Origin of the sequence: uncultured Neglectibacter sp. (genome assembly GCA_937958185.1) — a bacterium.
Lineage (GTDB): Bacteria > Bacillota > Clostridia > Oscillospirales > Acutalibacteraceae > Acutalibacter.
Window position 1 is genome coordinate 96,589 of record CALFFN010000006.1, and the last position, 14,183, is coordinate 110,771.

Consider the following 14,183-nt stretch of genomic DNA (forward strand, 5'->3'; position numbering starts at 1 on the left):
GATACCGCACGCTGATATGGGCCTCTTCCTCCGCGCCGTTCAGGGTCAGGGCACCGCGGCTGCTGTCACGGATGGTGACAGAGCCTTCGGGGTCAGCGCTTACCATGCCCCATGTATAAGTGCCTACGCCGATATCGGGAGACGGCATACGCTCGCCGTACTGGTCATAGAAGATAGGCGTCACTTCCAGACCGGGGTGTACGATCTGGCGCAGATAGCTTTCACGGACAGAAATCTGCTTCAGCTCGCTGTCGTGATGGCGCACGGACAGATCAATGTACGCAGGCGGCACATTGGTCACGCCTGTATCGTACAGCCGCACACCGATACGGATATGATCCTTCCTGGGCGCGCCGGGTCTGACCTGCACGGTGGCGTTCCGATGGTCGTCGGAAGTAAACGCGTCCAGAGAAACCGTCTGCGAGTTGTTGTCGCTGCAGTTCCAGATAAAGTTCTTCTGGTATTCGTCTGCCCACGCCTTACCGGAAGGCATGGTGCTGCGTCCATACTGGTCATAGGCGACCACCTGCATGGAAACCTTCTTATTCTGCTCGCCTGCCTTATTCTCCGGCACGGTGACGGAGATCACGTTTTCATTCAGCGTGATATCCGTGTCGCTGCCGGTATTGGGAACGATCTCCACCCGGCTGACAGCCGCTTCCCCGCCCAGACGGATCACAGTCTGGGGGGAATACTTATATTCGCTGTCGTCAGCGCCCACAGGCTTTACCTTGACGCGCACCAGAATGGTATCGCCGGGCTGCATGGAAGCCGGGCTCTCCCCTTCGGCAGAGGTCCAGGACAGGAAGCCGGTTTCTGCCACCAGTCTGGGAGTTACGCCTGTGGAGGTAGTGTAATCCAGCAGGTCCCACATAAAGGTATACTTTCTCTCCGAATCGGTGGAAACCTCCAGCACCTGCCCATGCTCGTCCAGCGCAGACGCCTGTAACGTAAACGTACCTTCAGAGGCGGGCACGACCCGGGTGTCTACCCGTGCGCTGGCAAAAGCGGTATCGCTTGCGTATTTGGTCACGAACCATGCGGTGCCGTTTACGATACCCGTGTTGCTGTTTGCCTTGACAGTCACGGTCTTTCCCTTGGGCGCGGAGCTGGAAATCAGCACTCTGCCGCCCTGGTTCACGGAAATGCCGGAAATGGCGTCTTCAATTTCCCAGATGAAGGGGGCGTCCAGCTCCATTTCAAAGCCATACTGGTCATAGGCAGTCGCCACGAACTGTACCGCCTTGAACTGCTCCTCACCCTTCTCATGAGAGGGAACCTCTTCTTCAAAACCGTCTTTTCTGCCGGTAGCTTCCCGCACCACGACCTTGGACAGGCTCTGCGCCTGACCCACACGGAAGGTCTTGGGCTTGGAAACGATGGTATTGGTGCCGGAGAGGGCTTCCACATGAACCGTAAAGCTCAGCGTTACGTCCTTCTGTACGGTCACCTTGCCGTCCTTGGTCAGCTGTACGCCGGCAGGCTCCGAATGATCCAGGATCCAGTTCAGCTCGCCGTTATAGGACATTTCCTGGTCGTACTGGTCGTAGAATTCCGCAGTCAGCTGCAAATTCTTGGCGTCGGACGCAATGGTGGCGTCCTCCTCGCCCTTGGGCTGTACCCAAATGCTGGTCAGCACAGGCAGCTCTCTGACCACGTTCACCGTCTTCTCCGTACTGACAGGAGCGCCGGAATCCGGGGTATGCGTCGCGGTGATCTCCACCTGGCGGGGCAGGTCCTGAAGCGCGGCGGCGTCATCGGTCACAGTCAGCACGCCGGTGTCCTCGTCAAAGGAGATACCGTTTTCCGACAGACCTGTAACCTGATACGCTGCGCCTATGCCTTCTTTTTCCTCGCCGCCTGCCGTAATTCCCTTGACAGTGTATTCGGCGGTCTTATCCACTTCGTTGGGACGGGGAACATATATCGTTGCGGGACCGTTTACCTGCAGGGACACGATAGCGTCGCTGTTCAGGCTGCCCACTGTGATCGTCTTGTTGGGAGAGATCACGCTGCCCGCCGTCGCGTAAACCACGGCAGTGCCGTCTGCGTCGGCAATATGCAGCTCGTCGCCCACCAGCGTGGTATCCGCGCTGGAACTTTCCACCAGGTACCACAGGGTCGCTCCTCTATAGGGGATCTCCTCGCCGTACTGGTCCAAATATTCTGCCCGCAGCTTGGCTGTCCTGGTATCTACCGGCACAGAATCGGTCAGCACGTTGACAAAGGTCAGCTTGCTTTCCGCCTTGCGCAGGGTCAAATAGGCAACGCCGGACATACCGCTGATAGAATCCACCGCCACGATCTCGATGGTCCCCTCCTGGGCGCTGCTGTCAACAGTGACAACGCCGCCGCTGCTGATGGACACGCCTGCGGGTGTGTCGGTGACCGTCCAGAAGAAGCTGCCGCTCATTTCCTTATGATACTGGTCAAATACGCGCGCCTGGAACACGGCAAAGGCATTGTCGCCGATACCGGGGATCAGCACGTCGCCGTCAGAGCCCTTCCGGTTGACCTCAACGGTGGTTGCCCTGCTGGCTTCTCCTCCAACGGGCAAAATGACCTCGCCGGAGTCGATGCGCCCATCCTCCGCGCTGACGCTCACTGTCATTTCGCTCACGTCATCTCTCAGGAAGGTGAACACGCCCATATCGTCCAGCGTCACGCTGGATTCGGGGTGGCTGCCCAGCAGGGACCAGTGCGCCATGCCGGAATATTCCATTTCCCTGCCGTACTGGTCGTAGAATACGGGGGTCAATGTAAAGCTGTGCTTTCCACCGGGTACGCTGGTCTCCTGTACGCCGATGCCGGACAAAATGCTGTCCGAATAGACCAGGTCCACCAGCGTGCTGCCGGAAATTTCCGTAGCCTCGCAGGTTGCCACGACCTTTACATTCTTAGTGGCTTCTACGTTTCTACCGATCGCCATTCTGCCGGATTTCCAAATCTCCACGCCATCGGGAGCGCCTTCCAGCGACCAGGTGATCACGGGGGTATCCATGACCTTGCCGTACTGATCGTACACAGTAGCGGTATAGGCAACAGGCAAAGGAGCGATATCGGGCTGCAGCAGCACAGTGTCGCTGCCGGACACCTCGATACGGTCCATAACTGCCTTCCCGCCTACGGTCAACACCTTCTTCGTGGACCTGCTGCCAATGGACAGCGTGACGGTCACGGTCTTCGCGCCATCATTGGGAGTGATCCTGCCGCCCGCGTCAATGACGCCGCCAGCTTCACAGCCCCAAACGGGACGGGCAGTATAGCTCATGGGCTCGCCGAACTGATCCAGCAGCTGTGCCGTCAGCTGGGTCGTCTTGCCGCCCTCGATCAGGTCTTCCTTGATGTTGGCTCTGCTTTCCTGGGAAATACCGTGGACAAAGTCTACGATGTATTCACCCTCTACGCCGGAAAGCAGATCAACGGCGATCACATGCACCTTGATCCTTTCCGGGGTGGCGCTGGTCACAGTAAGCAGACCGTTTTGATTGATGGTAACGCCCTCGGGGGCATTGTCCAGATACCAGCCGAACTTGCCCGTTGTTTCCACGCCGTACTGGTCATAGGAGGTGGCAGTGAACTGATAGGTATTCTTCTGCGCGATCTCATCGTCATACGCCGGAACGGAAACTACTCTGCCGTCCGGGTCCTTGGTGACCTTCACCGTAGTGGTGCGGGGGTCTCCGCTGATGAGAATGGGCTGGGTCCTGGACATGGTGCCGGAAGCGGACACACGGACATACACCGCGTTCAGGTCGTCGTTCAGCGTCAGCAGACCGCCATGGGGCGTGATGCTTACCTTGCCGAGCTGAGACTCCGGATCGGTGGTGGGGATATACCAGTCGCTGACGCCCTGATAATCAATGGCGGTGCCGTACTGGTCATAGTAATCCGCGTGCAGCTGAGCGACCTTCGTGCCGTAAGGCAGGGAGTTCTCCCGCACAGTGATGGTTTTAAGTTCACTGGGGCTGCGGTCCAGAGTTTGGATCAATCTGCCGCTTACCAGGTTTTCCTTATTCTCATTTTCAGAAATCTCTGTCGCCACAACCTGCACATTGCCGGGGGCGGTGTTCACCGCCACGGACATCTGGTTAGTGGTGGCGCCGTCCGCGTCGGGGAAGGTAACGCCTTCCGGCGCGCCGCGCAGCTCCCAGTTGACCTTCAGGTCCCCGACGGGCTGGAGGTACTGGTCGATACCCATAGCGGTATACTCCGCCTGGGCGGACGACTGGTTCCCATACGGAATATACAGTATCCCATAGCCGTCGGTGCGGGTCACTTTGATCTCCCGCAGCTCGGGGGCGTCGTCACTGAGTGGAATGCTCTTGACCGGGGTGCTGCTGTTTGTGCCTACGGTGACCTTTGCCTGCACCTTCACCGCTTCCAGCGCGGTATCGAAGTGCAGCTGACCGGAGGTGGTATTTGTAAAGTAAGTATCGGCGGTGGTGCCGTCAGGCAGCGTCCATTCCACAGCGTCGTAGCCCGCCATTTCCTGACCGTACTGATCCAGTGCCACAGCGGTCAGAGTGAAGGGGTTCTGCGCTCTGGGAATGTAATCGTTCTTAATGGCCGCGCTGGTAAATACCGGCGACGCCCGCTTGATAATCAGCGTGACTGTGCCGGACTTGCCGGACTCCGTCTCTCTGGCGGTGACCCGGACATTCTCACTGAACGCGGCAGAACTGACACTGAGCACGCCGTTCTGGTCGATGGAAATACCGCCTGTAGAGCTTTCCACTTCCCAGGTGACGCTTCGGTCGGTCATTTCATCGCCGTACTGGTTGTAGATGTGCGCCTGATAGGAGGTTGTCGCCTTCTCACCGCTGTCTTTGGCAGGAACCATCACAGCGCCTGTGCCGTTCCGGGTGACCTCCACCTTATCCACATACACATCGCCTGTCCGCTGCAGCAGCACCTCCCCGGTGGACACGCCGCGGCAGCTGGCTTCCACCACGACCCACGTGGTGGTGGGGTCAAGAGGATCCAGACGGGCATTGTATGCGCCGTCCTGTACCAGCTTTGTGAGATAGCCGTCCTGCCGCAGCATCTGCCATGTCACAGAGCCCTGGGCGGACATTTCCTTTTTATACTGATCCAGCCAAACCGGCTCCAGAACCATAGTCTGCTTGTCGCCGGGCAGCGCCTTCTGCTTGACTTCCAGATAGGTAAATTCGGAAGGATCGCGCACGATATCCACCGTGCAGGTACCGTACACGCCGGTATCGCTGTCGGTGGCAAATACCGTCATCTGGATATTGGGCGCACCGCTTCTCACCGTCAACACACCTGTCTGAGAAATGTTGATGGCGTTTTCCTTGTCGCTGAGCGTCCAAACCAGGTGGGTGTCGAACTTGGCGCCGTACTGGTCATAGCCCTGAGCGGTAAATGCCTTGCTGGCGGGAGCGTCGCTGTTCTCCATATCCGGCACCTTGATCCCGCCGCCGGGGTGAGGTGTGACTACGATCTTGGACAGGTATCTCTTTGTCCCGTGGTTCAGGTCCGCCGAAGCGGTCAGAAGATCGGCCTTGGCGTCAGGCTTCACCTCAACGTCCACATGGGCTTCCGTCACCGTGCCGAAGGTGATTTCCGCGTTCTGGTCCGTGCTGTGCTTCTTCAGCTGGACGCCGGCAGTAGTGGTGCTCCATGTCGCCACTGCGGTGGCAGGGCACTCCATCTCGTCGCCGAACTGATCCAGATAGCGCAGCGTCAGCTCACCGGGGTCCTCGTCGGCAGGGAATCCGCTTTCCACGATCTCCACAGCGGTCAGCCGGGGCGTTTCCCTTACCACGGAGAAATCCCTGTACCCGGAAATATCCGTAGGCTTGCCGTTCACATAGCAGGTGGCAGTCGCCCGCACATCGGGGATCGCCTCAGCGTCCGGCGGAATGGTGATCTGCCCGGTTTTGGAGTCCCATGTAGTCCCGACCGGGGCGTTCTGCACGCTCCAGACGATTTCAATATTGCCGTCTTTCAGTTCCTGTTCGGTGTACTCCTGGGTATACTGGTCAAATACCTTTGCCCCGAAGGTCACCTTGCGTTCCTGTCTGCCGTTGATCCGAATGGGCAGATAGCCCTCCGCCAGGCTTACTTCTACCTGGTTCGGCATTTTATCGTCAGCGGAAACAGGGATCAGCACATCGCCGGACTTGATCCCGGCGGCGCCTACCTCTACGGTCAGCGAGGTGGTATCTCCCGTGCCGCCGAAGGTCACATAGCCGCTGAGGGAAACGTTGACGTCGGTCCCTTCCGGCGTAGCGGTGATCTTGTTCCACACCTCATAGCCGCGGGGGAAGGTCTCCTTGCCGTACTGGTCATAATAGATCGCTTCCAGCTGAATATTCTGGCGGGGCAGCAGCTTCTTCTGGCGCACGCCGATGGCGGAGAAGACGGACTCCTCCTTGGTCAGCATCAGCTCTGCCGTGCCGAAAACGCCGGTTTCCTCGTCCACCGCCGTGATGATTACTTTGCCCTGTCTGGCAGAGCTGCTCACAGTGAGAACGCCGTACTCGTTGATTTCCAGACCCATGGAGGACTCGCCGGAGACCAGCCACTTCACATTGGTCAGCGGCGTGCCGTCATGGATATCCAGCTTGTACTGGTCGATGCCGTATGCCTCATAGCCTACGGAGACCTGCCGATCCTTGCCGTCTATCCGGCTGGGGATCGCCACAGGACCATTGCCCAGGGCGCGCTTGACGACGACCTTTTGCAGCACGGAGGGTTCCCCGTTTATTTCCAGTATATCGTGAGCTGTCAGCGTGGGCATTCCCTGGAAAACGCTGGTGCTTACCGTAACGCCGACGCTGTTTTCTCCACGCGCGAAGTAGATCCTGGTGGTCCCGTTGGGACCGGGGCGCAGCTGCGCGCTTGTACCGCTGTCCTTTGTCCAGGTAAAGTCGGCGGGAGTAAGCTCATGCTCTCTTCCGTTCGCGTCTTTATAAGTAGTGACTTCCACGCCGTACCGATCGTACACCACAGCTTCCAGCTGATATCCTGCCGTGTTGTAGGAGGGGAACTTTGTGTTGTATACCTTCAGTGTATAATCCGTCTCAAAGGCAGTGCCGTTTCTGGTAATATTTACAAACGTCTTGCCTACGATCCCGGTTTTGTAATCTCTTGCCTTGACCACAACGTCCTTTGCCTTTGCCGCATAAAGGCTGGCAGTAAGGTTGGCGTTCTGGCTGCCGGTGCCCTGGGTCAGGGTAACGCCCTCGGGCGCGCCCACCAGGCTCCACACCAGACCGTCCAGCACCTGCGTGCTCATCAGGTCGCCATACTGGTCATAGGGGCGGGCGGTAAAAAGCGTGGGGCTGGAACCGGCATTGATGGTATTGCTGGTGCCGGTGACCTGAATGGTAGTCAGTTTTCTTTCGCCTGCCTGGTACAGGGGAATCGGACCATAGGACTTTCCATCGACCTTGATCCGAATTTCCACCTCCATCGCCGTCTTGGAATAGATCAGACGGTTGGGGACGCCGGATTCGGAATGGTCAAAGCTTGCGGTCGCCTGATCCGCGGGCTTCACGCCGGTCACTTCCCACGTTATCTCGCTGGGCGTATAATTCATTTCCCTGCCGTACTGGTCCAGATAGACCGGGTGCAGGTCCAAATAGGTATCGTCCTTGCCGGCGGGAGCCATGGGCAGGAAGCGTTCCTTGGTGGTCACGTCCTTCAGGGAGCTTTCCGCCTGATCCGCCAGAATGCTGAACTGGGTAGAGCCTTTGGCGCCGCTGCTTCGGTCCACCGCGGTCAGGACCAGGTTCTCCCGCTCATTCTCCGGGATAATGGCTGCCTGGCTGGAAACGCTGACCGTACCGTGGCTCATGGTCTTGCCGTCCACTGAGATGGTATCGCCAACCACGCTGATACCGCTTACGGTCTTCTCAAAGCTCCAGTTGAACAGCCTGCCTTCCATTTCTTTCCCATACTGATCGTACACATGGGCAGTATACTCCACCTTTGCGTCGGAGCTGTCATACTGGGGTACATGAACAGGAACTTCGCCGTTGTACTTGACGATCTCCACACGGGTCGCCTTGGGAGCGTCCCGACCGATGGTGATGGTCTCTTCGATCGGCGCAACATCCTGTACCGCGTCACCTACAGGGGTAATGCGGACGCGGATACTCTTGGTGGTATCGCCCATGACGAATAAACCGTCAGCGGACAGGGTGGCAACGCTGGCAGTGGGGTCCTCTTCCACAGCGGACAGCAGCTCCCAGGTAGCGGTTGCGCCGTCTACGGTGATAGCGTCATGGTACTGGTCAAAATATTCATACTCCAGCTGGACGGGTCTTGCGGTAGCCGCCAGGGAATTGGGGGTCTTCATGCGAATGCCGATCAGGTTGGGTTCTTCCCGCTCTACCTTTGCCACACCTATGGCAGAAACGATCTGCTGCCCTGTGGTGATATCCGTATACCCGGTAGAAGCCTTCACCGTCACGTTGCCCGCGGGGGTCGTGCTGAAAACACGCAGCACAGCGCTGGGGTCATCTGCCGAGCTGGTCTTCCTCTCAATGGTGATGTTGCTGTCGGGGGAATCCACCACGCTCCAGATCAGCTCATTGTGCCCGGTAAAGTTTTTGAACTCCTCGCCATACTGATCCCTGGCATAAGGGCGGATCTCAAAAGTGTCAGACTGCGGTTCGTCCCCGTTAAAGGGCAGTATCAGCTTGGATGCCGGCTCCACCGTCAGGGTGAGCTTGTCTACATAAGGCGCGTCGCTGCTGACTGTGATCCGATGGTTCCTGCACGCCACATTTCCAACCTGGGCATTGACATAGAACCACTGGGTATCCTTCGTATAGGTCACATACCCGTTAGAGTTCAGCGTGACCGTACCGCCGCCGTACCAGCCACTGCCGGCGCCGGCGCCCTCGCTCCAGACTACAGGCTCGGTGGGCTGCATGGGCAGACCGTACTGGTTCAGGTATTCCGCCTTCAGGTAGGCCTCGCCGCCGGTAGCAGGATCCGTGCGGACCTTCTTCTGCAGTACCCGCAGAGAGGTAAGAACGTCCGGCTCATAGCCTACGGAGAATGTGGCGGAATCGTGCAGCCAGCCGCCGTCCGCCGTGGGCGCGCTTGCCAGGATCGTCGTAGAATCGCTGGGATTGGTCACAGAATTGATACGCACTACGCCGGTCTGGGTATAGGTCAGACCGGTAGGCTCATTCTGCATGGACCAGACCACGCCGTCCGGGGTCCCCAGAGAATCGCCGAACTGGTCGTATCCGATGGCGCGGTATACGGAAAGGCGCTCTGCGTTTAAGCCGTCGCTGCCTACGGGCGGAATGAACATTCTGTTGCCGCCCAGCACGTTCTTCACTTCCAGCCTGGTCAGAACCGACTCCTCCGCGCTGATGGGCAGCTCCTTTTCCACCGACAGGGTAGACCCCTTGTAATCGGCGGTAAGGCTCACGGTCACACTGCCCTCCGTAACGTCCTGCTGGACGGAGATCTGGTTTCCGTTATCAATTTTTACACCCTCCGGCGCAGCGACAATGCCCCAGGTCAGTCTGGCGCTTTCCGGGTCGATCTCATCGTCAAATTTATCAAACAGGCTGGCGCGCAGCTGCACCGTATCTCCCGGGCGCAGCCTGCCATTGTCGATTTCCACACGACCCAGCGTGTTCTTTTCGGCGGTGTCGTGAACCACCTTGATGTCCTTTATCCCTACCAGGTCGGTAATATTCCCGCTCTTGTCAGTGTAGGTCACGGTCAGCCGGATCGTCCCTTCAGGGACCAGCTCGTTCAGGACCACCTTGCCGTACTGATTCTTGCGCAGCGAGCTGGGAACACCTGCGGGGTTGCTGGTCCTCAGTTCGATGCCGCTCATGCCGGGAGCGGAGAAATCCCACTTGATGTTCCTCACGCAGCTGTCCAGATAGACTTCCTGTCCAAACTGGTTCCGCAGGGTAACCTTATAATAATCGTCATCTCCCGTACCGGCAGGGGATATGGTGGGGAAATTCTCCACGCCGGACTTCACCGTAATGGTGTCGGGACCATCGATCTGCAAATAGGAGGGCGTGCCAACGCCGCTGCCAATAGCATGGATATCCGTGATATTCTGGGGAACCTCGCCGCTCAGATTGGATTTCACATTCGAGCTGATCTTGGTATAGCTTCCCGCGTGGTCCGCAGTGGGGCGCACCTGCAAAAGGCTCGGAATAAAGTTCCATATCGTGCTGCCGCCGTCCTGAACCTGCTTGTATTCCCTCTCTACAGTTTCTCCGGGCTGCACGGTATAGAAATTGCCGTACTGGTCGTATTCCAGAGGGGTCAGGTTCGTCCGTTCGCCCGCTAAGACATAGATGGGGGTTAGACCTACCCTTGCCAGGTGGGGAGCGCTCTCATACCGGGTGGTCAGCTTCGCCGTACCGTAAACGCCGGAGTTTTTTTCAATTGCCACAACAGTATAGGCGCCCACGGCGGTATTGCTCGCTACCGTAACGCGTCCCTTCGCGTCTATGCTCAAACCGGTGTGATCGCCCAGGAAATCCCAGACAATGTTATCATCACCGATATCCAGCCCGCTGCTGTCGGTGACCTTTGCCGTGAACTGCAGATCGCTGGCATAATTCAGGGAGCCGTCCGCCTTTGTTTCAGGAATCACAACATCTGTATCGTCGTTGGTGGTAACCGTCACCGCCGCCACGAGCCCGGCATCTACGACAGGCAGGTGAACAAGACCGCTGCTGCACGGAGCAGAGGTTACCGGCTTCCCGTTTTCGTCTGTGCTCAGATAGGACGCTTCAAATTCTACAATGATCTCCTCGGCGCCGGAATACGTGGTCACGCTGCCGGTTGCCGGAATAAAGGTAGCATAGGTATAGTCCGATCTGTTGGCAGGTACGGTGTCAAAGGAATCTGCCTTCCATGTGATCTTCAAATTGGCAGGGGGAATGACCGCGCCGTACTGGTCCACACACCGGGTCTCCAGCACGGTGGTGCCGTTGCTTCTCACCGCCTCGTTCACCACTTCGGCTTTGCCAACGCTGATTGCTTCCTTAGTCAGGTTGATGGTGCGGCTGCCGGTAATGCGGCTGCCCGCGCTGTTAGAGGTTTCCGCGGTGAGGGTGATCTCTCTTGCCGCCGCCTTTGATTCCAGCACCAGTGCCAGATCCTGCTGGGTACGGGTCTCATTCAGCGCGCCCGGGCGCAGCTCGATCCCTTCATAGGTGCCGTAGGTGGGTTTATACTCGATCGTCTCGCCTGTCTGCAGGGTCCAGGCGTCCTCATACTGGTCATAGAAGCTGGCGGTCACAGGAATGGACAGCATTCCGCTTTCGCCGGACTCCTGTACCTTCGGCACGGCATAAGTGGTTTTCTCCGTGCTCAAATCAATTTTATGCAGGGCACGAACGCCGCCGAACCGCAGCGTCCCCTTGGCGTACGGCTTCTTTTCCTCACCGTCATAGGTGGCGATCGCCTGCACATACACCACGGCATTGATATCGTGAACGATGAGCTGACCGTTTTCCTTTACCTCGTAATCGCCCTGGTTTTCCGCCGCATGGGCAGGGTCCTCCTGCCATTTGACAGACAGCTTGGCAAAGTTTTCGTCGATCATCTTGTAATCAGTGCCGAACTGGTCCACCGTTGCAAACTGCAGATAGAAGGGCTTTGTTTCCGTGTCGTCCGGGAAAATCTCGCTCTTCACGCGCACATTTTCAAAGGTGGACGCGCTGCGGATGATCTTCAGCGGTTTGGTGTCTTCCCGCGCTTCCTCGCCGGTGGGCTGTACCCGCACGGAAACCTTCAGGTCAGTGGAAGAGCAGGTGCTGAAAAAGGTCAAACGGTTGCGGTAAGGCATACCGCTGCTCAGGTACTCGCTTTCCTCCATCAGCTCCGTATCGGCGTCAAGCGGTTTTCCGTCGGCGTCCGCCAGAGTCCAGGTATACGCCTTATTGTCGGTAACAGGATCCATCTCCTGATTGTACTGGTCGTACAGCTTTACCTCATAGTAGACATTCTGATAGAACTTTCTGCCATCGACTGCCGGAGGCAGAGAAGCCTGTTCCGACTGCTCCTTTTCTGTGGAAACCGTATTATCGTAATACGTGCTGTATTCATCGTTGTGGTAACGAACCAGTTCCACCCGATCAAACTTGGGATCGTCCTTCAGCAGGTTTGCTGTGTAGTCGCCCGCCTTGTCCAGATCCGTACCCTCGGTGTTCTCAGGGTGGAAGGTCGCCTGGATCTTGACCTTGCCCCGCTCTACGTCGGCAGCGCTTTTTCCTTCACCAAAGCTGAAATTTACCTTGATGGGCGAAGTGCCGTTCCAGGTGATCAACCCGTTCTCGTCCTGGGTAACTCCTTCTTGAGGAGTCAGTACGAACGCAGTGCTGTTTGTGCCGCCCTCCACATCGCTCATGGACAAACGCAGTGTGCCCTTGCCAATGGGGAAGCCGTACTGATCCTTGACATTTACGGTTAAATCCAGACCGCTCTCCGGGAAGCTGCCGCTTTCCTGATCGGACACATTCACGTCTCCATTGTTATTGCCCTCCCCGTCCAGCACAGCAACGGAAGTGGCGGAAGAAGGCTCCTTGATCAGTGAAACGTGGATCACGGGAACACCGCGGAAGCCGATCCTGTCTCCTACGGGATCCGGCTCATAATCCTCCATATATACCAGGTTTCTGGACGCCCGCAGATACACGTCCAGCTTTTCGCCGGAATTTTGAGAAGCCTCCGGCGTGACGAGGATCTGCCCGTTATGTACCTCTTCTTTTATCGGTTTGTCATCTTCACCTTTCACTGGATTGCCGTCTACACCGATTTTATCCACCAGCTCTGTTCCCAGGCTGACGCCTTTGGACAGCTCTGCTTCGTCCTCGATGGGGTTACCGGCTGCATCGCAGAATTCCCAATACAGGTCGGTGGCATTAAAGGTTTTCACATTGCCGTTGACGTCAATGCCCTTTATCTTGGAATAATCGATCTCCGTAGTGACCGTTTTTCCCTCGGTGGGGATCGTCACTTTGGGACCCACTGCCCCTACATACAGATGGGTAATGGCAGGGACGTCCCAGCCGGTGTAATAAATACCAATGTTCCATTTATCCGGGTCATTTGAAGTATCGTTGTTGGCTGCATCTCTGTTCCGTATCTGCCAGGAAGATATGTAGTTAACGCCTACATTGGCGTCAATGGCGGGCAAAACATCATAGTAATACCCCACTTCTTCCCGCTTGATCACATTATCGACCTTGTGCGTGGTGATATATTCAATTGCGCCGATGGTGTACGCAGCCGTGCTGGACACGATGGCTTCTTCCTCGTTGTAGCTTACGGAATCCCTATCGTATCCAATATCCTCTGCCGTTCCCAAACGGAAGCTGTTTTCGGTCAGGTTGTCAATATCGTTATTTCTTACCTTAAAATAGAGTGTGCCTACTTCAATTTCGTTGCCGCTGTCCGCACTGGTATTCAGCGTAAATTCATAGCTTAAATAGGTGCGGGGTTCTTCCCCGTCCCTTCCCGTTTCGGGAGAAACTACCACATATTTACTCTGTGTTTCATCTACCCGCAGCGGAGAGGTGGGTCGGGTAACGCTGCCACCTACCGCATCGGAAAAGCTGCCAATAGGGCTTTCGCCCTTTGCGCCGTAGCCGCCGGTTTTTCCCTTATCGCCGGACACCTCCAAGGGTCCCTTGCCGCTGGCAAGGTAAGGCGTCAATACCTTGGGGTCTACAGAAAAGAGAATCCGCCCGGAATGCAGACTGGTGTTGCCCACACTGGTCGCATATACGGTCATTTCCAGAATGCCGTTTCCGGAGTCGAACTTCGTCTGCGCCAATCGGATACCCGCCTGCGCGCCTATGTCCTCAAATTTTCGGGCAGAGGCAAACGGTGCGCTGCTCAGAAGCATGGTCACCGCCAGCAGGAAAGATAACACTCGTTTCATTTTCTTTTTCATGTGGTCCACTCTCCTTCTTCGATCGTTCCTAAAGTAGGTCTGAAATTCTATTTTGGTAAGGTATTTTCTTTCGATGTCAGGGCTGTTGGGATTGCCCTGAGCAGGAGAAAAAGATCGGAAGCTTCTTCTCAAAACGCAATGGCTTCTTTTCCTTCTGCTCAAGGCGATCCCTTTTCAGGAATCGCCGCTCCTTTCTGCAAGCTTCACAGAAAGAGCTGAGCGAGACTAAAGCTTGTCTCTTTTTTCAGTTCCCCAAAGG

General features: G+C 56.9%; 1 protein-coding gene (running past one end of the window). It reads right to left on the reverse strand.

Annotated elements, in window-relative coordinates:
* On the reverse strand, positions 1-13,912 hold the beginning of the coding sequence (locus tag AB8996_RS02035) for a hypothetical protein (RefSeq protein WP_369297307.1). The gene continues 15,617 nt to the left of window position 1, outside the view; only the first 13,912 of its 29,529 coding nucleotides appear in the window; the start codon lies at positions 13,910-13,912; the stop codon falls past the left edge of the window.
* Between the last annotated feature and the right edge of the window lie 271 nt (positions 13,913-14,183).